The organism is Streptomyces thermocarboxydus (assembly GCF_024760485.1).
GTDB lineage: Bacteria > Actinomycetota > Actinomycetes > Streptomycetales > Streptomycetaceae > Streptomyces > Streptomyces cellulosae.
Genome location: NZ_CP058273.1, coordinates 2,148,671 through 2,169,023, shown reverse-complemented (window position 1 = coordinate 2,169,023; position 20,353 = coordinate 2,148,671). Strand labels below are relative to the sequence as shown.

Below are 20,353 nucleotides of genomic sequence, written 5' to 3'. Positions count from 1 at the left end.
CCCGGTCTCCGGCGCGCCGGCGGGCTCACCTGCCCGGTGGGTCCACCGGCTCGACCGGGACGCCGCCGCGCGCCGCGCCCAGCAGCGTCAGCGTGACCTTCCCCGGCCCGGCCGGGGTGGTCCCGTCGGACAGCACCGCGAGCGCCAGGGTGTTGGCGCCGCGGGTGCGCAGGATGCCGTTCGGCAGGGCGAAGGTGTGCTGCGGGCCCACGTCGTTGACGTACTGGCCCAGGTTCCAGCCGTTGAGGAAGATCTGCACCCGGTAGGCGCGCTCCGGGTCGTCCTCCAGGGTGAGCCCGACGGACGCGTCCAGCTCGGGTTCGAAGCCCAGCCGGAACTGGGTGCGGTACCAGGTGACGCCCTGCCGCCGCCGCGCGCGCGGGAACTCCACCACCCGCCAGCCGCGGTCGTCGTGGTCCGGCAGATGCCAGCCGCGCCGTTCCCCGTACAGGCCGCCGTTGTTGAACGGGCCGGTCACCCGCTCCGGGTCGGTGGCGCCCCGCACCCGCCACTCCACGCTGCGGTCGCCGCCCGCGAACTCCACGGCGACCAGCCCGCGCGCGGCCTTGTGGGCGTCCTCCCCGGGCTCCGTGCCGGCGTGCTGCATGGGCCGCACCAGCACCGACAGCACATGCTCGCCGGGGCTCCGCACCGCCCCGGGGACGTCGAACCGGGCCGTGGCCGTCCAGGTGCCGCGCGCGGCGGTGTCCTCGTCGGGCGCCGGCATGCGGTGGGCGCCGAGCGGCCGGCCGTCCAGCCACGCCATCAGCAGCCCCTGGGTGCCGGTGCTGTAGGACAGCGCCACCGACCGGATGCCGCTCAGGTCCTTCAGCCGTCCCCGGTACCAGACGTCGCCGTGGTGGCAGCCGTAGTCGTCCGCGAACAGCACGGGCCCGCCCTCGGGCACCGGCGTGGTGCTGTGCGAGGTGGTGCGGTCGGCGACCGTCCAGGCCGAGTCGTCGAAGTCCGGGTCGGACTCCGGGTTCTCCGTGCGGCACCGCCAGCCGTCCAGCGCGGGCAGCGCCACCGCGCGCACGGCGGGCATCAGCCCCTCCATCACACGGCTGCGGGCGCGCCCGACATAGGTGGGCACGTGCGCGCCGTTCCAGGTGACCTCTGCGACGCCCCGCGGCCCCCACACCTCCACACCGGTCTCGACGGTGACATCACCCGTCAGATGGAGCGTGGAGCCGCGCAGTTCGGCCGAGCGCAGCAGCGCGGGGCCGTAGACGACGAGCGGCCCGGCCGGGGTCTCGTACGTCCACAGGCGCAGCGCGGTCTCGTCGTCGGCGAACAGCAGCACGAGGGGTGTCTCGGAGTCGCCGTCCTTGACCAGCACCCGGCTCAGGCCGCCCACGCCGAGCGGGGAGACGACGTTCAGCCGGCCCCGGTCGTGGTCGTAGGCCCAGGCGGGTTCGGTGTCGGCGCGGTCGGCGCCGGGCTGCTTCTCGCAGTCCAGGGCCACATGGGCGGTCTCCCCGTTGCGGCCGACGAACACCGCCACGTCCTGCCGCCCGGTGGAGACGCAGAGCATCGGCTGGGCGGTGGTGAACGCCAGCGTGCGGTGGCCCAGACGCAGACCCGAGGCGACCAGCTTGGTGTCGCCCGCGGCCACGGTGACCGGCACCTCGATACCGGTGTCCGGCAGCAGGGCGCGCACCTCCTCGTCGGTGTCGTTGCGCACCACGAAGAACCGCGCGCCGGTGTCGGGGTTGGCCAGCCGGCGCACCGTCAGCCGGCCGTCCGCGGCGCGTTCCTCCCCGTCCCCGTCCGGCTCCAGCCGGGCCAGGTCGGGCACGGTGCGCACGAGATGGCCGAGCTGCTGGGCGGCGGCCATGTTCGGCGCGGGCTGCCGTCCCTCGTCGAGGACCGCCCCGTAGTCGTACGAGGTGTAGACGCCCGGTCCCGGCAGCCAGCCCCACGACGTCCCGCCGAACCCCATGCCGGTGTGGTGCACGGTGACCCCGTCGGCGAGGGCGGCGAGATGGCGCCGCCGCTCGTGCGTGGCGTCGTGGGTCTCCCGCACCCGCGCATAGCCCTCGCCGCCGGACAGCGGACCGCCCCAGGCGTCGGCCGCCCCGCCCGCCACGGCGGTGAGACCGGCCGTGGGCGGCCCGTCGCCGCCGGTCCACCGCTCCCCGTCGAGCAGGGGCACGTCGATGCGGTCGGCGAGCGCCTTCGCCTGCAGCCGGGCCCGGTGGGCGCGCGCCGCCGGGTCCCCGGCCGGCACCGGACGCCCGTCCTCGAGCCGGTACAGCAGCACCGTGCCGCCGCCCGCGGTGTACAGATGCCGTACGGCGATGGCGTCGACGGCGGCGAGCCACGCCTCGGCGTGCCGCAGGTACTCGGGGTCGTCGGTGCGGGCGGAGCCCGGGGCGGCCGTCAGCCAGCCGGGCAGGCCCCCGGCGTCCAGGTCCGCGCCCAGGCAGGGGCCGGGCCGCAGCACCACGTACAGCCGTTCCTCGGCGGCGACCGTGAGAAAGCGGTTCAGGTCCCGCACCCCGGTGAAGTCGTGGACGCCGGGCGCGGGGGAGTGGACGTTCCACGGCACGGGCACGTCGACCGCGGTGAAGCCGTGCGCGCGCAGCTTCTGCAGCACGTCCCGCCACAGCGACGGGCTGGGCAGCCGGAACGGGTGGACCTCGGCGGACCACAGCACCAGCCGCCTGCCGTCGACCAGCAGGGAGTGCCGGTCGTACGTGACGCGATGGCGCCGGCCGTCGGCCTCCGGCAGCGGGGGCGGCGGTCCGGTCGGCACGACGCGCGGCCCCTGCGGGCCGGTCGCCGCCCCGCCGCTGCCGGCCAGCGCGAGGCCGAGCGCGGCCGTGCCGGCCAGGGCGGTGAAGGTGCGCCTGCTGAGCTCCAAGGGAGCGCCTCCTGGTCCGTTCCACTAGCGGTGCTGGTGCGTCATTGTCCCCGAAGCGGAACGGCCCTCTTCCCCACGGGAGTCCCGGCGCGCCCGTGGCGTCCTCCGGCGGTGTCCCGGGGCGTTCACCGGCGGTATACGGACCGGGAGTGAATGGCCGGAGTTCGCCCTGTCCGGCCGTCACGGCGCTCCATACGATGCGAGCGCTCCCGGCCTTCACCGCACCTTCATGCCTCCTTCACGAAGCCGGGGGCGCATGCGCCCGCGTTTTTGGCATGTGCATGACGCTTCAACCAACGCACCGCACCAACCCCCCACCCCAAGGATGGAGAACCATGGCTGGAGGCCTGCTCCTCGGCGTCGCGGCGGCCACGCTGCTCGGCGCCGCGCTGCCCGCGCACAACCCGGGGTCGTCGTTCGAGGACCCGCCGCCGGACAAGATCGTCATCAAGGTCGCCACGGTGAACGGGTCGGGATGTCCCGCCGGGACCGCGGCCGTCGCCGTCTCGGCCGACAACACCGCGTTCACCGTGACCTACAGCGACTACCTCGCCCAGGCCGGCGGGAACTCCGAGCCCACGGCCGCCCGCAAGAACTGCCAGCTCAGCCTGCTCGTCCACGTCCCGCAGGGCTTCACCTACGCCATCGCCAGCGCGGACTACCGCGGCTTCGCCTCGCTCCAGCCCGGCGCCCGGGGCACCCAGCGGGCCTCGTACTACTTCCAGGGGTCGCCCAACACCGAGTACCGCACGCACCCCTTCGGGGGCCCGTACGACGACAACTGGCAGGCCACCGACGAGACCGACTGGGCGCAGCTCGTCTACGCGCCCTGCGGCGTCCAGCGCAACTTCAACATCAACACGGAGCTGAGAGTCACCGCCGGGAGCGACCCGTCCAAGGTCAGCTTCATGACGATGGACTCCACCGACGGGGACATCAGCACGGTGTACCACCTGGCCTGGAAGGAGTGCCCGGAGAAGTGACGTGACGGCGGGGGCGGGCGTCCGCCCGCCCCCGTGCCGTCCGCCTCCCCGGTGTGCCCCGTCCCCGGCCGGGCCGGCGGCGCCCGCACCGGGCAGCCCGGCGGCCGGCACGACCGGGGCGTCGTGCGCTCCTCGAACTCCTCCGGAGCGTCACCCGCCCCTGTCGCGGCCCGCGACGGCGTGGCGATGACGCACCACGGCGGCACGCCCGTGCCGGAGCCGCACGGCAGCGTCATCGGCCCCGGCGACCGGTCGGTCATGGAGGACGTCGACGGGGACCCGATCGTCGGCCGGTGCTGCGACGGCGACGACGACGGCCCACCCGGGCCGGGCGTCGGCGTGCCGGACCGGAGCGGCGGGCGGCCGGTCGCCTACTGACCGGGGCGGGGCAGGTCCCCCTTGCCTCGCGCACCGTCCCGGCCCCGCAGATGGCGCGAGCGCAGGGCCACTTCGAGGGCGAACCGGCGGTCGGGGTCGGCGAGCCGGTCGCCCAGATGGGCGTCCAGCGTCCGCAGCCGGTAGCGGACGGTCTGGGCGTGCACCCCCAGCATCTCGCCGACCTGCTCGGCGGGGGCGCGGGTCGAGACGTGCACCCGCAGGGTCTCGATGAGCCGGTCGCGCCGCTTGGCGGTCAGCCCGTCGAGCGGCGCCAGCTCGCGGGCGGCGAGATGGTCGACCAGGGCGGGGTCGGACAGCAGCCACAGCGTCGTCAGATGGTCCTCGCAACGGACCAGCGGGGCGTCCGGCACGACACCGTCGTCGACGAGCTGCAGTACGCGGCGTGCCCAGCGGAGGGAGTCCGCGGCCTGGGCCACCGGCACGGTCAGGCCCACCGCGGCACGGGTGCCGGACAGGGCCGTGCGGAGCATCTCGAGCCGCTCGGCGCCGAGTTCGCCGGGGACGAGCAGATGCGGCTGCGGGATGTCGAAGTCGGCGAGGACGTCGCTGTCGAGCCCCGCCTGGATGTGTTCGGGGACGGCAGGGCGCAGGGCGACGAGAAAACACGTCCGCGGCAGTTCCCAGGCGGCGGACGCGCACAGCTCGGACACCGTGGTCCTGGGGAGCGGGGAGGAGGCCAGGAGGAGGTGTAACAGCTGTCTTCGTAACGCGGACACCTCGGACGCGGCCCTCTCCCGCACCTCCGTGTACCCCTCCCGGGTGACGGCCTCCAGCTCCTCGACGTACGCGAACAGGGCGTCGGCGAAGGCGAGGACCAGGGCGGGCGAGAGGCTGTGCTGCCGTCCCAGCGTCTTGGCCCGGCGCAGCGCGATGCGCGCGCCCAGCCGGTAGGCGCCCTGGAGCACCTCCAGGTCACGGCCCTCGTAGGCCTCGACGCGGCCGAACCGGCGCAGCAGGTCGTCCCGCAGCTCCGAGCTGGTGCCGGGGTCGGCCACCCGGTCCACGAACGCGGTGAGCGCCTGCTCGACACCCTGGCGGATGGCGTGCCCGTCGGGCCCGTTGAGCAGCCGGCCGTACACCGGGTAGGCGCGGGTGACCTCGGTCCGTATCTCGTTCAGCAGTCCCGGCAGCATGGGCCGCATGAAGGCGGCGAACTGCCGTGGCAGGGGGTCGAGCGGCTCGCCGAGCACCGAAGGACGTGTGATTGAGGGCATGACTGATCCCTTGCTCTCCGGCCTGTCCGGCAAGGCGGCCCGGCCGGGTCATGTCCCGAGGGACGACGCCCGGCCGGGCCGCCACGTGCACCGGTCTGAAAAGCTGACGGTAAGTCAACTTACATGTCTTGTACACCTCTTGAGCAGGAACGCTTCACAGAAGCCTCACCTGGTGGCGGAGTGCCAGTGCTGCGCCAGGACCTCGCCGGCCCGCGGAGCGGCCGTGCCGGGCGCGTTGAGGCCGGTGAGGTACGTCTGCGTGTTGTCGAGGGTGACGCTGTTCTTCCCGGAGGCGGAGGGCAGTCCGGTCTTGGCGTTCACCGCCAAATTGATCAGACCGACGTTCAGCCCGCAGCCGGTGGCGCCGGGAACCGCGAAGGTGCTGTCGTTCTGGGTGGAGCCGGTGAGGTTGATCCGGCTCATCTCGCCGGCCGGGTCGACGGTGCCGTTCCCCTGGAAGAAGGACATGTCGAACGCCGGGTAGTCGCGGTTCTCCGGGCGCAGCACGATCGGGTTCGCGGCAGTGCCGATGTAGCACTTGCTGCCGAGGAGCGGGTTCTCCAGGTGGATACGGACCGGCAGGGCGACGATCGGCATGTCCGTCAGGATGCCCGCGGTCTGGTTGAAGTCGTAGGGCGCGCCGACCGACTCCATGGTCGCGGTGATCTTGTTGAGGCTGGAGTTCTCCAGCGACTCGCAGATGCCCGTGATGACGGGTATGGCGCTCGGGCACATCAGACCGAACAGTCCGCCGGGCACGGTGGCGGGTTCGGCGATCAGCGCGCCGCCGGGCGGGGCCACCACGCTGCTGGTGCCGTCCGCGTTCTGCACGATGCCGATCTGCAGGTTCGTCTTGCCCGTGACCACGGTCGTGTTGCCCAGCTTGATGGTGCCGCTGGTGGAGGTGGAGACCACGCACTGCGGGGTCCGTGCGAGGCCGTCGGCGGCCAGCATCGCCGGCGCGTCCACCGGGCAGCGGGTGAAGGGAGCCCACTCGCCGTTCAGCGCGGGCTCGGCGGCGGTCGCGGTGCCCAGGGAGGCGAACGCCCCGAGCGCGGTCAGCGCGGAGACGGTGGCGAGGCGGGTGCGGGAGGACAGGGGTGACATGGGGGTGGCCTTCCGTGGTGAGGGGAGGGAAACGGGAGAGAGGGGGCGGCTCAGCGCTCGGCGGCGGGGATCACGTAGGGCTGGAGGTCCTCCGTGCACTGGGCGGCGGAGTTCTCGTCGCCGAACACCGGAACGCTCGGCGTGCACGTCTGACCCTGTATCTGCTTGATGTGATTGCCGGGTCCGGAGACGGAGGCGGTGAGGAGCCGGTCGAGGTTCTCGCGGCCGCTGCCGCAGCCGGTGAAGGCGGGTATGGTCGCCTCACCGGCCAGCGGGCCGCCCGTGAGGAGCATGTAGCCGGTGGCGTCCTCGCCGTACTTCTGCTCGCCCTTTCCGTACAGGACCAGATGGTCGCCGGGGTGGTTCGCGGGGTCCGGGTCGGTGGAGCGCAGCGGTTGCTCCGTCCGGCAGCCCGAACCGACGTCCAGGGAAACGCCGTTGACCTCGAGGTCGGTCACCCGCAGCCGCAGCGGGACGCGGATGAAGGTCTCCGCCACGATGTCCGCCCCCACATAGGTGGTGGCGAAGTCGACGGTCATCGGGCCGGTCTGTTCCAGCACCATGGTGGCCGTGGTCGGGACGAAACCGAAGGTGAGGAAAGTGCTCCGGAAGGGCGGCGACTGCTTGCGCCCCTCGTGGTGCAGCTCGCCCGCGGCCTTGATCGTCACGACGTAATTGCCGTTCTCGTCCGGTTCGGCGAGCATCTCCTTCGTCTCGAGCAGCACGCAGGACACCGGCAGGAGCGAAGCGCCCTTCTGCTTCCTCACGTTGTTGTAGCCGGTGATGTACGCGTTCATCGACCCAGGCCCGAACGGGTTCTCCTCGGTGTACGCGCAGGGCGGCGCGTTCCGGCCCGCCGCGGAGCCGGCCGGGTTCTCCGCCGTCGCCGGCGCCCGGTCGCCCTGCCGGTCCCGCGGTGTTCCGGGGGCCGGCTCCGGTGCCCCGGGGGAGGTGCCGGGCGGAGACGGCGAGCCGCTCGGCTCCGCGGCGTCCGCGCCGACCGGCACGGTGGCCAGCAGTCCGCCCTCCGGCGTCTGCGCGGGCGAGCACGAGACGGTCAGCGACGGGGCGCCGACGTCGGTCCCGTCCGCCGCCCCGGGCGTGAGATCGACGGCGAGGTCCCCGGCGGTGAACCGCAGTGCGCCGTCACCCCGTCCGGTCACCGTCGGGACCTCACCCGTCGCGGTCAGCGTCAGAGGCCCGGACGCGGGAAGGGCGACCGGCTGCGCGATGCCGTGCCAGACCGCCTCGGCCGTGGCCTCCTCCTGGGCGACGCCCACGGTGAGACGGGTCGCGGCCCGCACGGTGGCAGCCTGGGGCGCGGTGAGGTCCGCGACCGCCTCGGCAGGCAGCTCCAGGGTGGTGGTGACGCCGGTGGGTGCGATCGCCTCACCCCGTTCCGCCCGGTCCGGGAACTCGGCCGAGATCCGCACCGTCGACGCCCGCTCTCCCGAGGGGAAGGCGCAGACGTAGGGCAGTTCGGCGTCGATCTTCTGCGGGCCCGCGGCGGAGGCCGCGGCCGGGACCATGGCGGCCAGGACGACGAACGCCGCGATCGCCGCGCTTCTGGCGCGGACACGGGAGGGCCGCGACGCGGCGCTACGGTTGCCTGTCAAAGCTGCTCCGCTCAGGTTGTCCGGGGGTGTCCGGCTGCGACGTGCGAGGGCCGGCGCCGGCGGGGCGGCCCGCGAACGCCCGGCCGCGTGTGCCGGCCGGGCGTTCGCGGGCGGGTGTCCTACGGGTTGGTGCCGATGATGGTCGGGATGGCGCCGTTCGACGCCTTGATGGCGTAGTTGCCCTTGAAGAGCGGCTTGGTGGCAGTGGTGATCACCGTGCCGCAGTTGACCGGGTTGGTGACGCTCAGTTCCCCGGCGACGCTGTTGACGGCCAGGACACCGGTGGAGTTGGTGTAGGTGGCCGAGGCCTTGCCCGTCACCGTGAACTTGCAGACGCCGGCGGTCACGTTGGCCGTGACGTTGCCGATGTAGCCCTTGGTGACGCCGGCGGTGTAGTCCTGCGCGACGACGGTCCAGGGGGTGACCGCCACGGTGGTGACGGTGCCCAGGACGCTGGTGCACGGGGTGGAGGCGGTGCCGAAGTTGATGGCGTTGATGGCGGCGACCTGGGCGGGGTTGCCGGTGGCGCTCGCCATGGTGCCCGAGGCGCCCGAGGTGGTGCACGTCATCGGGATGGTGGCGGTCAGCACGATGTTGCCGGCGTTCGTCGCCGTGTAGCTGCCGCTCGGGGTGACGGTCCACGTCGTGGACGGCGCCGCCGAGGCGGGGGAGAGGGTGAGGCCTAAGGCGGCAGCAGCCGCACCCGCCACGACAGCGGTCTTTCTGAAGGTCTTCTGCATGGCTCGGGAATCTCCTTGAGGGTTGACCGGCGGAGACGGGCCGTGGCCGACGTGGGATGACGGAGCGCGTATACGGCCCGCGGCCGGACGTGGCCTGTCCGTGAGCCATGACGTTACTGGCGGTAAACTTAGCTGAACAATGCGGCGGTCCATGATTCTTTCAAAAGTGGAACAAGATGTTTCCGTGGTGAGTGGTCCGCGGTGCACCTTGCTCAGGTGATGTCAATGAAGGAAGGCGTGCGCGGCAGTTGCCCGTCATTACCCGGAGATCTTCTGTGTCGCGTTCCATGCTCACCGGATGACAATATTCAGTTGGTTCGTTGTGCTCTCGCTGACATATTCCGGATGGCCGGAGCGGGTATCCCGGGAAAGTCGGATCACGGTGTTGCCTGCCGAGGTTACTCGGCCGTAACGTGCCGGTGCGGTGCTCGGCTCCAGGTCGGCGGCCCCTGCCGGCCGGAGCCGCGACGGACGCTTCCGGCCCTCCCCCCCCGGGCTCGGGTGTCTGTCGGCAGGGTCTCGCGCGCCTCCACACCCCCCGGGGCGGTGAGGCCCTGACTGTCTCCCTGGAGACAGGTGCCGGGCCGCGGTGTTGTCAGTGCTGTGACAAGTTCCCGGGAGTCGATGCGCATCGGGTGCCCCGCCTGTTGTCGACGGGCTCCGCACCGACTTAACGTGCGCCCGCAGCGCATATTCGACGGACGTCCGCTGGAGGTGATATGGGAATCGAAGTAGTCGTCGAAGGGCTGACCAAGTCCTTCGGCAAACAGAACATCTGGCGGGACGTGTCACTCACCCTTCCGGCCGGCGAAGTCAGTGTGATGCTGGGGCCTTCCGGCACCGGGAAAACCGTTTTCCTGAAGTCGCTCATCGGGCTCCTCAAACCCGAGAAGGGCCGTGTCCTCATCAATGGGGTGGACATGGTGAACAGTCCCGAGAAAGACATCTACGAGACCCGTAAAATGTTCGGTCTCATGTTCCAGGACGGAGCCCTTTTCGGGTCCCTGTCCCTTTTCGACAACATCGCCTTCCCGCTGCGGGAGCACACCCGCAAGAAGGAGTCCGAGATCCGCCGCATCGTCATGGAGCGGATCGAGGTCGTCGGACTGCTGGGCGCCGAGGGCAAGCTCCCGGGAGAGATCAGCGGAGGCATGCGCAAGCGGGCCGGGCTGGCCCGCGCGCTCGTCCTCGACCCGCAGATCATCCTGTGCGACGAGCCGGACTCCGGGCTCGACCCGGTCCGCACCGCCTACCTCTCGCAGCTGCTGATCGACCTGAACGCGCAGATCGACGCGACGATGCTGATCGTCACCCACAACCTCGACATCGCCGCCACCGTGCCCGACAACATGGGGATGCTCTTCCGGCGCGAGCTGGTCACCTTCGGCCCGCGCGAGGTGCTGCTCACCAGCGACGAGCCGGTCGTCTCCCAGTTCCTCGGCGGCCGGCGCGAGGGCCCCATCGGGATGTCCGAGGAGAAGGACGCGGCCACCCTCGCCGCCGAGGCGGACCGGGCGACGCCCGCCGCGCCCCGGGTGATCGTGCCGCAGCTCGAGCCGTCGCCCGGCCTTCCGCCGCGCCGTGCCGTCGCACGCCGCCGTGCGCGTGTCATGGGCATGATCGACACCTTGCCGCCGGCCGCGCGCTCCGCCATCCGGGAGACCTACGAGCGGGACGCGGCGACGGCCACCGTGACGGCGCCCGTCGCCGGGAGCGGCGCATGATCACCGGCGCGCTGCGCGAGACCGGCCGGCTCTTCGCGCTCGCCGCCGAGGTCAGCCGCGCCGTCTTCCGAAGACCCTTCCAGTTCCGCGAGTTCACCGAGCAGTTCTGGTTCGTCGCCAGCGTGACGATCCTGCCCGCCGCCCTCGTCTCGATCCCCTTCGGCGCCGTCATCGCCCTCCAGGTCGGCTCCCTCACCCAGCAGCTGGGCGCCCAGTCCTTCACCGGCGGCGCCAGCGTCCTCGCCGTCGTCCAGCAGGCCGGCCCGCTCATCGTCGCCCTCCTCATCGCCGGCGCCGGCGGCTCGGCCATCTGCGCCGACCTCGGCTCCCGCACCATCCGCGAGGAACTCGACGCCATGGAGGTCATGGGCGTCTCCCCGGTGCAGCGGCTGGTCGTGCCCCGGGTCCTGGCCGCCATGGGCGTCGCGGTCCTGCTCAACGGCCTGGTCTCCGTCGTCGGCATCCTCGGCGGCTACTTCTTCAACGTCGTCATGCAGGGCGGCACCCCCGGCGCCTACCTCTCCAGCTTCTCCGCCCTCGCCCAGCTCCCCGACCTGTACGTCAGCGAACTCAAGGCGCTGGTCTTCGGGTTCATCGCCGGCATCGTCGCCGCCTACCGGGGCCTCAACCCGCGCGGCGGCCCCAAGGGCGTCGGCGACGCCGTCAACCAGTCCGTCGTCATCACCTTCCTCCTGCTCTTCTTCGTCAACATGGTGATGACGGCCGTCTACCTCCAGATCGTCCCGCCGAAGGGAGGCTGAGGTCCGATGGCCTCCCCGCTCGCCCTGCTCGACCGCTCCGGCGACCACCTGCTGTTCTACCTGCGGGCCCTGTTGTGGATCCCGCGGACGCTGCGCCGCTACCTCAAGGAGGTGCAGCGCCTGCTGGCCGAGGTGGCCTTCGGCTCCGGCGGCCTCGGCGTCGTCGGCGGCACCGTCGGCGTGATGATCGCCATGACGCTCTTCACCGGCACCGTCGTCGGACTCCAGGGGCACGCGGCCCTCGACCAGATCGGCACGGCCGCCTTCACCGGCTTCGTCTCCGCCTACTTCAACACCCGGGAGATCGCCCCCCTGGTGGCCGGCCTCGCCCTCTCCGCGACCGTCGGCGCGGGCTTCACCGCCCAGCTCGGCGCCATGCGCATCAACGAGGAGGTCGACGCCCTGGAGGGCATGGGCATCCGCTCCATGCCGTACCTGGTCACCACCCGCATCATCGCCGGCGTCGTCGCCATCGTCCCGCTCTACGCGATCGGGCTGCTCTCCTCCTACGTCGCCTCCCGCACCGTGACCGTGCTGTTCAACGGCCAGTCACGCGGCACGTACGACCACTACTTCAACCTCTTCCTCTCCCCGACGGACGTGCTGCTCTCCGTGCTGAAAGTGCTGATCTTCAGCGTGATGGTGATCCTCGCCCACTGCTACTACGGCTTCCGCGCCTCGGGCGGCCCCGCCGGCGTCGGCGTCGCCGTCGGACGGTCCGTGCGCAACGCCATCGTCCTGATCAGCGTCACCGACTTCTTCCTGTCGCTCGCCCTGTGGGGCGCGACCACGACCGTGAAGGTGGCGGGGTGAGATGAGCGGATCCCGGGAAGCCCGAGGACACACGCTGCGCCGCCGGCTCGCCGGAGTGGTGTTCGTACTGGTGCCCGCCCTGCTGATCTGGCTGGCCGTCGCCGTCTACGACAAGAAGTTCACCTCGTCCGACCCGGTGGTCGTCGAGACCGGCAGCGTCGGCAACCAGATGCACCCGGGCGCCGAGGTGAAGCTGCGCGGCGTCGTCGTCGGCGAGGTCCGCGCCGTCGACGCCACCGGCGACGGCGCCCGCCTCACCCTCGCCATGAAGCCCGGCACGCTGGACGCCGTCCCCTCCGACGTCCGCGCCCAGATGCTGCCGACCACGCTGTTCGGCGAGCGGTTCGTGGCCCTGGTGCCGCCCGAGAACCCCTCGCCCGAGCCGCTGGCCGCCGGAGCCGTCATCCCCCAGGACCGCTCCGCCAACGCCGTCGAACTCCAGCAGGTGCTCGACGACGTCCTGCCGATGCTCACCGCCGTCCAGCCGCAGAAGCTCGCCGCGACCCTCTCCGCCGTCTCCCAGGCCCTGGAAGGACGCGGCGACCAGCTCGGCCGGACGCTCGGCCGGCTGGAGCGGCACCTGGCCGAGTTCAACCCGCACCTGCCCGCCCTCAACCGCGACCTCAGGGAACTCGTGAAGGTCAGTCATGTCTACGCGGACGCCGCGCCCGACATCCTCACGGCGCTCACCGACTTCACCACCACCAGCGGCACCCTCGCCGAGAAGGAGGCCGAACTCGCCTCCGCCCTCGGCGCCACCACCCGGACGGCCGAGGACATGACGGCCTTCCTGCGCGAGAACCGGCGCAACCTCATCCGCCTCTCCGCCGCCGGCCGGCCCACCCTCGAACTGCTCGCGGAGTACTCCTCCTCCTTCCCGTGCACCCTGCGCACCCTCGCCGAGTTCGTCCCGGCCATGGACCGGGCGCTCGGCAAGGGCACCGGCCGGCCCGGCGTCCACGTCGACGTCACCTCCGTCGCCGCGCGCGGCGCCTACCGCCTCGGCCGCGACACCCCGGTGTACGACGCGGGCGGCGGCCCGCGCTGCCCCTCCGTGCCCTACGTCGGGGCGCTGCCCCGGCCCACGGCGCAGGCCGCGACCGCCGCGACCGCCGAGGACCTCGGGCCCGTCAACTCCCCGGCGGAGAACGACCTCGTGAACGAACTGCTCGCGCCCGCAGCCGGCGCGGCCCCCGGCGACCTGCCCGACTGGAGCACCCTCCTCGTCGGCCCCGTCTACCGCGGTACGGAGGTGACACTCGGATGACCAGCGCCGACCTCGGGCACACCCGGCGCCGCTCGCTGACCGGCCCCCTGCTGAAGTCCCTCGTCTTCGTGGTGGTCACCGCCGTCGCCACCACCGTGCTCGGGCTCGGCGTCGCCGGCTCCGGCGCGGGCGGCGGCGGCCGGGTCTACCAGGCCCTCTTCACCGACGTCACCGGGCTCAGGGAAGGGGACAGCGTGCGCGTCTCCGGCGTCACGGTCGGTGAGGTGACCGACGTGCGCGTCGTCCAACGGCGCCTCGCGCAGGTCACGTTCACCGTCCGCGAGGACCGCCGGCTGCCCCGCTCCACCACCGCGGCGGTGAAGTACCTCAACATGGTCGGCCAGCGCTACGTGTCCCTCGGACGCGGCAGCGGCGACCTCGGCGGCACCTTGGAGGAGGGCGCCACGGTGCCGCTGGACCGCACCACCCCCGCGCTCGACCTGACCCTCCTCTTCAACGGCTTCAAGCCGCTGTTCGAAGGGCTCTCCCCGAAGGACGTCAACGAACTCGCCGGATCGATCGTGCAGGTCCTCCAGGGCGAGGGCGCCACCGTCGACAGCCTGATCCGCCGCATCGGCTCGCTCAGCACCACCGTCGCCGCCAAGGACGAGGTGATCGGCGCGGTCGTGAAGAACCTCACCACCGTCCTGGACACCCTCAACGACCGCGAGGACAGCTTCGACGACCTCGTCGTCACCCTGCGCGCACTCGTCTCCGGCTTCGACGAGGACCGCAAGCCCCTCGGCCGGGCCGTCGCGGCCATGGGCGACCTGACCACCGTGACCGCCGACCTCCTCGACGACGGGCGCGCGCCCCTGAAGCGGGACATCCGCGAACTGGGCCGCCTCTCGCGCAACCTCGGCGACCACACCCCGCAGATCGAGAACTTCCTCGAGCGCACCCCCGCCAAGATGACCGCCCTGGCCCGGCTGTCCTCCTACGGATCGTGGTTCAACCTCTACCTCTGCGAGGCACGGGTGAGCGGCGTGACCACCTCCGACGGTTCCGAACCCCCGACCGGCATCGCCGTCACCGAATCGAGGTGCCGCGGATGAGACGCCCGCGCATGAAACCGGTCAAGGACCGCAACCCCGTCGCCGTCGGCATCGCAGGACTGCTCGCCCTCACCCTGCTCGGCGGCCTCGCCTACGGCGCGGACCGGCTCCCGTTCACCGGCGGCACCGGCTACAGCGCCGACTTCACCGAGGCGGCGGGCCTCGACGAGGGCGACGAGGTGCGCATCGCCGGCGTGAAGGTCGGCCGGGTCACCGGCGTCGCGCTGGACGGGGCCAAGGTGAAGGTGTCCTTCGAGGTGGAGGACGCCTGGATCGGCGACCGCAGCACCGCCGCCATCGCCGTCAAGACCGTCCTCGGCGACAAGTACCTGGCCGTCGACCCGCTCGGCTCCCGGCCGCAGGACCCCGGCAGCCGCATCCCGTCCACCCGCACCACGTCCCCCTACGACGTCACCCAGGCCTTCCAGGACCTCAGCGGCACCGTCGACGCCATCGACACCCGCCGGCTCGCGGAGAGCTTCGAGGCCGTCTCCGACACCTTCAAGGACTCACCACCCCACGTCAGCAAGGCCGCCACCGGCCTGTCCGACCTGTCCCGCTCCGTCTCCAGGCGGGACGCGGAACTCTCCCGGCTCCTCCAGGGCAGCGCCCGCTTCAGCAAGACGCTGGAGAACAAGAAGTCCAGCTTCGAGACCCTCATCGAGGACGGCGGCTCCCTGCTCGGCGAACTGAGGAAACGGCGGGCCGCCATCAGCGCCCTGCTCAAGGGCAGCCGCGACCTCGGCTCCGAACTGCGCGGCCTGGTCAAGGACAACGAGAAACAGCTCGGCCCCACCCTCAAGGCACTCGGCCGGGTGACCGGCGTCCTGGAGAAGAACAACGACCAGCTCGGCAGGACACTCGCCCTGATCGGCCCCTACTACCGGCTGGTCGGCAACACCCTGGGCAACGGGCGCTGGTTCGACAGCTACCTGTGCGGCGTCGTGCCCCGCGACTACCTGCCGGAGACGTCCCGGCCCGAGAGCGGATGCCTGCCGCCGAAACAGCCGGCCGAGGCCCAGGGGAGCGGTGAGCGATGAGCCGACGCGGAAAGATCCTCGGCGGACTGCTCGCCCTGGTCGTGCTGGCCGCCGGCGGCCTCACCGCCGCCTCGGCCCTCGCCCCCGACGGCCTGCGCATCACCGCCTACTTCGACCGCGTCGTCGGCGTCCACGCCGGATCCGACCTGCGCATCCTCGGCGTGCGGGTCGGCGAGGTGGAGTCGGTGCGGCCACAAGGCACCACCGTCCGCGTGGACCTGCGCCTCGACGACGGGATCAAGGTCCCCGAGAACGCCCGGGCCGTCGTCGTCGCCCCCAGCGTCGTCGCCGACCGCTACGTGCAGCTCACCCCCGCCCACAGCACCGGCCCCGCCCTCGCCGACGGCGCCGTGCTGCCCGCCTCCCGCAACCGCGTACCCGTCGAGATCGACCAGATCTACGACTCGATCACCGATCTCGCCGACGCGCTCGGCCCGGACGGCGCCAACGCCGAGGGCGCCCTGTCCGGACTGCTGCGGACCGGCGCCGCCAACCTCGACGGCAACGGCAAGGCCATCGGCGACAGCGTCGAGGAGTTCGGCAAGGCGGCCAAGACCCTGGACGGCAGCAGCGGCGACCTGTTCCGCACGCTCCGCAGCCTCCAAACGTTCACCACCATGCTCAAGGACAAGGACACCGACGTGCGCACCGCGCAGGAACGCCTCGACGAGGTCGTCGGCTTCTTCGCCGACAACAAGGACGACCTCACCGGCGCGCTCGAGGAACTCGGCAAGGCGCTCGGCCAGGTCAAGACCTTCATCGAGGACAACCGCGGCGAGCTGAAGAAGAACGTCGACCGGCTCGTGCCCATCACCCGCACCCTCGTCGAGCAACGGGTCTCGCTGGCCGAGGCGCTGGACGTGGCGCCGCTCGTCGCAGGCAACGTCGTGAACGCCTACAACCCCGACACCCGCACCCTCGACGGCCGCACGAACCTCAACGAGATCAGCATGGGCGGCCCCCTGCTGCCGCTGCCCGCCACCGGCGCGGCCGTCAGCGGCGACGCCCCCGCGACCGAGCGGAAGGGGGACAGATGAGAAGCGGCACACCCACCCGCGAACGGGCCGCCTCGGCGCTCGGACGCGGCGCGCTCACCACCGGCCGGGTGGCGGGCCTGACCGTGGGCGGGCTGATCGCCCTCGGTCTCGGCTTCACCCTCGCGGTCGGCGGTGTCACCGTCCTGCCCCAAGGCTTCCAGGGCGTGGAGGACCTGCCGCTGCCCGGCGGCGCCGACCTCGGCGACCGCCCCTACACCGTCACCGCCGAACTCGACGACGTCCTCAGCCTCGTCCCGCACTCCGCGGTACGCGTCAACGACGTCGCCGTCGGCCGGATCAGCCGCATCGAACTCGGCGACGACTGGACGGCCCGCGTCACCATGCAGATCAACGGCGACGTGCGGCTGCCCGCCGACGCCACCGCGCGCCTGGGACAGTCCAGCCTCCTGGGCGAGAAGTACGTGCAGCTCGCCGCCCCGGCCGGCGGCGGCACCGGCCGGCTCTCCGACGGGAACGTCATCCCGCTGTCCCGCACCAGCCGCAGCACCGAGGTGGAGGAGGTGTTCGGCGCGCTGTCCCTGCTGCTCAACGGCGGCGGCGTCAACCAGCTCCGCACCATCACCCGGGAACTCAACGCGGCGCTCGGCGGCCGGGAACCCGAGGTCCGCTCCATGCTCCGGCGCGTCAACACCCTGGTCACCGACCTCGACGACCACCGCAAGGACATCACCGACGCGCTCGACGCCGTCAACCGGCTCTCCTCCACCCTCGCCCACCGCAAGGACGACGTCGGAACCGTCCTCACCGGCCTCTCACCCGGACTGAAGACGCTGGAGCGACAGCGCGGCTCCCTGCTCACCATGCTGCGCTCCCTCGACGCGCTCTCCGGCGTCGCCGTGTCCACCGTCGACGCGAGCAAGGACGACATGATCGCCGACCTCAGGGCCCTGGCGCCCACGCTGAAGGAGCTCGCCGACGCCGGCGCGGACCTGCCCGACGCGCTCCAGGTGCTGGTGACCTACCCGTTCACCGACGAGGTGCTGAACGGCGTGAAGGGCGACTACCTCAACGCCTACCTGAGCGTCGTCGCCCTCCCCGGCACCCAGGTGATCCCCCCGATCGACGACCCGCTCCCGCTGCCCTCCGCGACCGCGACCACCGCACCGGCGTCCCCGGAGGCGGGTGACGGCTCGTGATCACCCTCGCCGTACGGCTGAAAAACCTCGCCTTCCTCCTCGTCGCCGTGCTCGCCCTGTCCTACCTCGGCATCCGCTACGCCGACCTCGGGCGGTACATCGGCGTCGCCGACCACTACACCGTGGACGTGCAACTTCCCCGCACAGGCGGCCTGTTCACCCATGCCGACGTCACCTACCGAGGCGTCTCGGTGGGCCGTGTCGGCCCCCTCCGCCTCACCGACGACGGGGTCGTCGCCGAGCTGCGGATCAAGAAGTCGGCGCCCCGCATCCCCGCCGACACCAAGGCCGTGGTCGCCGCGCTCTCCGCCGTGGGCGAGCAGTACATCGACCTGCGGCCCGAGAGCGAGGGCTCCCCCTACCTGACGGACGGCGCCCGCATCGACCAGCGGGACACCCAGGTGCCGGCCCCCGTCACCGACGTCCTCGCCAGTGTGGACGGCCTGGTGCGGTCGGTGCCGCAGGACGATCTGCGCACGGTCGTCGACGAGTTGGGGGAGGCCTTCGAAGGACACGGCGACGACCTCCAGGTGCTGCTCGACAGCGGCAGCGACTTCGTCGAGGCCGCCGACCGCGCCCTGCCGTCCACCGTCCTGCTCATCGACGACGGCGAGACCGTGCTGCGCACCCAGGCCCAGGAGGGCGCGGCGATCCGCGGATTCGCCCGGGGCGCGGAGGAACTGGCCCGCGCCCTCAAGGGGTCCGACGCCGACCTGCGCCGTCTCCTCGCGGTCACCCCCGAGGCCGCCGGCCAGATCAGCGGCGTGCTGCGGGACCTCGACCCGAGCCTCGGCGTCGTGCTCGCCAACCTGCTCACCACCGCCGAGGTGGCCGTCACCCGGCAGCGGGGCATCGAGGAACTGCTCGTCACCTACCCGGCGGCCGTCTCCGCCGGCTCCACCGCCGTCGACGGAGGGAAGCTGAACCTCGGCATGGCCGTCACCTTCTTCGACCCCCTGCCCTGCACCGCGGGGTACGGCGCCACCCGCTACCGCAACGGCCTCGACCTCGGCACCGCCCCGCCCCTGAACACCGGTGCGGGCTGCACCGCCCCGCCGTCCACGGGCAAGAACGTGCGTGGCGCGGCCAACGCCCCCAAGGGCGGCGCGGTGCCCGAACCGGCCCGCCCCGGCTCCCTGCCCTCCGGCAGCGGCGGCGACCGCACGGCGCGGCAGCCCGACAGCGCGGCGCCGCCCGGCGCGCTCGCCCTGCCCGGACAGAACGGCGAGGCGCCGCGCGACCTGGCGCACGTCCTCGCGCCCGCACCGGGAGGCACCCGATGAGGCGGGCCCGGATCCTCGCCGGGACGGGACTCGTCCTGGCCCTCGGCTTCTGCGGCACAAGCGCCTGGACGTACGCCCAGGCACGCGCCGACGACGATCTCGCGTACGGGAGGGAACGGGACGCGGCACTCGCCGACGGGCGCCGGGCCCTCGCCGTGCTCACCACGATCGACGCCACCACACGGCAGCGTGCGGAGGGCAGCGTCCGGGACTGGCGCGGCGTCTCCACCGGGCCGCTGCGCGAGGAGCTCGGCGCCACCGCGGCCGGGGCGGGCGCCTCGGCGCGCGGCACCGTCACCGAGGCCGCCGTCACGGCGCTCGACACCCGCTCCGGCACGGCGAAGCTCATCGCCACCGTCCGCGTCGAGACCACCCCCGCCGGGGCGGGGAAGCCGGCCGTCGACCGCAAGCGCGTGGAGGCGGTCCTGGCCCGAACCGGTGAGGACGTCTGGAAGGTGAAGGCGCTCAGCGCCGTCCCGGTCCAGGGGGAGAGGGAGGAGGGGGACCGATGACACGGATGTGGCTGTCCCGCAGGCGGGAGCCAGGTACGCACGAGCCCGGTACGGGACGGGACACCGCCGCCGGGGACATGGGGACGAGGGGGCCGGGACGGCGCCGTGGCGACGTGCCGGGGCACGGGACCTCGCAGGCCACTTGCGCTGAGCCGCGCTCCTGGGACGCCCCTGACGGCGGGTCCGGTGGGGAGGCGTCCGGGGACGCTCCCGAGGGCGATCCCGGCCACCGCACAGGTGACTCCCCTCCCCGGGACGCCCGCTCGCGGGGCTCGCGGCCGCGGCGGGCCGTCGCGGCGGGGGCCGCCGCGGTCCTGGTCCTCGGCGGCTGCGGCTTCCTCCACGAGGCCCACGAGCTGCGGTCGGACGAGTCCGCCCGCAACCGGGCGCTCACCGACACCGAGGCCACCAGCCGGGTCGCCGGGGACGTCGGCAGCGCCCTCGCCCGGATCTTCTCCTACACGCCCGACGGCACCGCCGCCGCCGAGCGCTCCGCACACACCGCCCTCGACGGGAAGGCCGCCCGCCAGTACACCGCCCTCTTCGACCGCGTCCGCCAGGACCTCACCGCGCAGCGCGTCACCCTGAGCACCCGCGCCGTCCGCACCGGCGTGGTGGAACTCGACGGCGACCGGGCCCGCCTGCTGGTCTTCCTCGACCAGACCTCCCGCCGCGGCGAGGACGCGGCGACCACCGCGGCGGCGCAGCTCACGGTCACGGCACGGCTCGAGGACGACCGGTGGCGGATCGTCGACATGAAGGCCCGCTGACATGCGCGG

At 72.6% G+C, this 20,353-nt stretch carries 18 protein-coding genes; 13 read left to right on the top strand and 5 right to left on the bottom strand.

Annotated features, from left to right (window positions below):
- Positions 1-25: 25 nt before the first annotated feature.
- Positions 26-2,866 (bottom strand): beta-galactosidase, encoded by a 2,841-nt coding sequence (locus AY578_RS10115; RefSeq protein ID WP_028959712.1) that lies wholly within the window; start codon positions 2,864-2,866, stop codon positions 26-28.
- 335 nt (positions 2,867-3,201) lie between these two features.
- On the opposite strand from AY578_RS10115, the gene AY578_RS10110 reads away from it, so the two are divergent.
- Positions 3,202-3,849 carry a DUF4360 domain-containing protein gene (locus tag AY578_RS10110; protein ID WP_019526199.1) on the top strand — a complete coding sequence of 216 codons (648 nt, stop codon included), beginning with the start codon at positions 3,202-3,204 and terminating at the stop codon, positions 3,847-3,849.
- Positions 3,850-3,882: 33 nt separating this feature from the next.
- Complete coding sequence (locus AY578_RS10105; protein ID WP_215048452.1) at positions 3,883-4,227, top strand: hypothetical protein; 345 nt, start codon at positions 3,883-3,885, stop codon at positions 4,225-4,227.
- Here the strand turns inward: AY578_RS10105 and AY578_RS10100 are convergent.
- The 4 genes from AY578_RS10100 to AY578_RS10085 form a co-directional block, all read right to left on the bottom strand.
- On the bottom strand, positions 4,221-5,462 hold the full coding sequence (locus AY578_RS10100) for a PucR family transcriptional regulator (RefSeq protein ID WP_161232991.1): 1,242 nt from the start codon (positions 5,460-5,462) through the stop codon (positions 4,221-4,223). The genes AY578_RS10105 and AY578_RS10100 overlap by 7 nt on opposite strands.
- 165 nt (positions 5,463-5,627) lie before the next feature.
- Positions 5,628-6,569 (bottom strand): hypothetical protein, encoded by a 942-nt coding sequence (locus AY578_RS10095; RefSeq protein WP_028959714.1) that lies wholly within the window; start codon positions 6,567-6,569, stop codon positions 5,628-5,630.
- Between the two features lie 50 nt (positions 6,570-6,619).
- The gene (locus AY578_RS10090) at positions 6,620-8,185 is read right to left on the bottom strand and encodes a DUF6801 domain-containing protein (RefSeq protein ID WP_136239718.1); all 1,566 of its coding nucleotides are present in this window, start codon (positions 8,183-8,185) and stop codon (positions 6,620-6,622) included.
- Between the two features lie 119 nt (positions 8,186-8,304).
- Complete coding sequence (locus AY578_RS10085; RefSeq protein WP_019526195.1) at positions 8,305-8,925, bottom strand: hypothetical protein; 621 nt, start codon at positions 8,923-8,925, stop codon at positions 8,305-8,307.
- A 719-nt stretch (positions 8,926-9,644) separates the two neighbouring features.
- On the opposite strand from AY578_RS10085, the gene AY578_RS10080 reads away from it, so the two are divergent.
- Genes AY578_RS10080 through AY578_RS10030 form a run of 11 tightly spaced genes read left to right on the top strand, consistent with a single transcriptional unit; the run spans position 9,645 to position 20,344 of the window.
- Positions 9,645-10,649 (top strand): ABC transporter ATP-binding protein, encoded by a 1,005-nt coding sequence (locus tag AY578_RS10080; RefSeq protein ID WP_136239717.1) that lies wholly within the window; start codon positions 9,645-9,647, stop codon positions 10,647-10,649.
- Complete coding sequence (locus AY578_RS10075) at positions 10,646-11,410, top strand: MlaE family ABC transporter permease (RefSeq protein WP_258902278.1); 765 nt, start codon at positions 10,646-10,648, stop codon at positions 11,408-11,410. Before AY578_RS10080 ends, AY578_RS10075 begins: the two co-directional genes overlap by 4 nt.
- A 6-nt stretch (positions 11,411-11,416) precedes the next feature.
- Positions 11,417-12,223 carry an MlaE family ABC transporter permease gene (locus AY578_RS10070; protein ID WP_019526192.1) on the top strand — a complete coding sequence of 269 codons (807 nt, stop codon included), beginning with the start codon at positions 11,417-11,419 and terminating at the stop codon, positions 12,221-12,223.
- A gap of 1 nt (position 12,224) precedes the next feature.
- Positions 12,225-13,490: an MCE family protein gene (locus AY578_RS10065; RefSeq protein ID WP_136239716.1), complete on the top strand. Its 1,266-nt coding sequence runs from the start codon at positions 12,225-12,227 to the stop codon at positions 13,488-13,490.
- The gene (locus AY578_RS10060; protein ID WP_136239715.1) at positions 13,487-14,545 is read left to right on the top strand and encodes an MCE family protein; all 1,059 of its coding nucleotides are present in this window, start codon (positions 13,487-13,489) and stop codon (positions 14,543-14,545) included. Before AY578_RS10065 ends, AY578_RS10060 begins: the two co-directional genes overlap by 4 nt.
- Before the next feature lie 11 nt (positions 14,546-14,556).
- A complete protein-coding gene (locus AY578_RS10055; protein WP_370879015.1) occupies positions 14,557-15,585 on the top strand; it encodes an MCE family protein in 1,029 nt (342 codons plus the stop codon).
- Positions 15,582-16,622 (top strand): MCE family protein, encoded by a 1,041-nt coding sequence (locus AY578_RS10050; protein ID WP_161232994.1) that lies wholly within the window; start codon positions 15,582-15,584, stop codon positions 16,620-16,622. The genes AY578_RS10055 and AY578_RS10050 overlap by 4 nt, the downstream gene beginning before the upstream one ends.
- Positions 16,619-17,779 carry an MCE family protein gene (locus AY578_RS10045; protein ID WP_202504016.1) on the top strand — a complete coding sequence of 387 codons (1,161 nt, stop codon included), beginning with the start codon at positions 16,619-16,621 and terminating at the stop codon, positions 17,777-17,779. The genes AY578_RS10050 and AY578_RS10045 overlap by 4 nt, the downstream gene beginning before the upstream one ends.
- Entirely contained in the window at positions 17,776-19,062 is a 1,287-nt protein-coding gene (locus AY578_RS10040) for an MCE family protein (protein WP_161107824.1), read from the top strand. The genes AY578_RS10045 and AY578_RS10040 overlap by 4 nt, the downstream gene beginning before the upstream one ends.
- Positions 19,059-19,574: a hypothetical protein gene (locus tag AY578_RS10035; RefSeq protein WP_028959722.1), complete on the top strand. Its 516-nt coding sequence runs from the start codon at positions 19,059-19,061 to the stop codon at positions 19,572-19,574. The genes AY578_RS10040 and AY578_RS10035 overlap by 4 nt, the downstream gene beginning before the upstream one ends.
- A complete protein-coding gene (locus tag AY578_RS10030) occupies positions 19,571-20,344 on the top strand; it encodes a nuclear transport factor 2 family protein (protein WP_202503455.1) in 774 nt (257 codons plus the stop codon). The genes AY578_RS10035 and AY578_RS10030 overlap by 4 nt, the downstream gene beginning before the upstream one ends.
- Positions 20,345-20,353: the final 9 nt, after the last annotated feature.

Bases quoted from the DNA above. Each gene is read 5' to 3' on its own strand.
- AY578_RS10065 (WP_136239716.1), top strand. From the start codon at position 12,225: ATGAGCGGATCCCGGGAAGCCCGAGGACACACGCTGCGCCGCCGGCTC.
- AY578_RS10045 (WP_202504016.1), top strand. From the start codon at position 16,619: ATGAGAAGCGGCACACCCACCCGCGAACGGGCCGCCTCGGCGCTCGGA.
- AY578_RS10075 (WP_258902278.1), top strand. From the start codon at position 10,646: ATGATCACCGGCGCGCTGCGCGAGACCGGCCGGCTCTTCGCGCTCGCC.
- AY578_RS10050 (WP_161232994.1), top strand. From the start codon at position 15,582: ATGAGCCGACGCGGAAAGATCCTCGGCGGACTGCTCGCCCTGGTCGTG.
- AY578_RS10035 (WP_028959722.1), top strand. From the start codon at position 19,059: ATGAGGCGGGCCCGGATCCTCGCCGGGACGGGACTCGTCCTGGCCCTC.
- AY578_RS10080 (WP_136239717.1), top strand. From the start codon at position 9,645: ATGGGAATCGAAGTAGTCGTCGAAGGGCTGACCAAGTCCTTCGGCAAA.
- AY578_RS10060 (WP_136239715.1), top strand. From the start codon at position 13,487: ATGACCAGCGCCGACCTCGGGCACACCCGGCGCCGCTCGCTGACCGGC.
- AY578_RS10055 (WP_370879015.1), top strand. From the start codon at position 14,557: ATGAAACCGGTCAAGGACCGCAACCCCGTCGCCGTCGGCATCGCAGGA.
- AY578_RS10085 (WP_019526195.1), bottom strand. From the start codon at position 8,925: ATGCAGAAGACCTTCAGAAAGACCGCTGTCGTGGCGGGTGCGGCTGCT.
- AY578_RS10110 (WP_019526199.1), top strand. From the start codon at position 3,202: ATGGCTGGAGGCCTGCTCCTCGGCGTCGCGGCGGCCACGCTGCTCGGC.
- AY578_RS10070 (WP_019526192.1), top strand. From the start codon at position 11,417: ATGGCCTCCCCGCTCGCCCTGCTCGACCGCTCCGGCGACCACCTGCTG.
- AY578_RS10030 (WP_202503455.1), top strand. From the start codon at position 19,571: ATGACACGGATGTGGCTGTCCCGCAGGCGGGAGCCAGGTACGCACGAG.
- AY578_RS10100 (WP_161232991.1), bottom strand. From the start codon at position 5,462: ATGCCCTCAATCACACGTCCTTCGGTGCTCGGCGAGCCGCTCGACCCC.
- AY578_RS10095 (WP_028959714.1), bottom strand. From the start codon at position 6,569: ATGTCACCCCTGTCCTCCCGCACCCGCCTCGCCACCGTCTCCGCGCTG.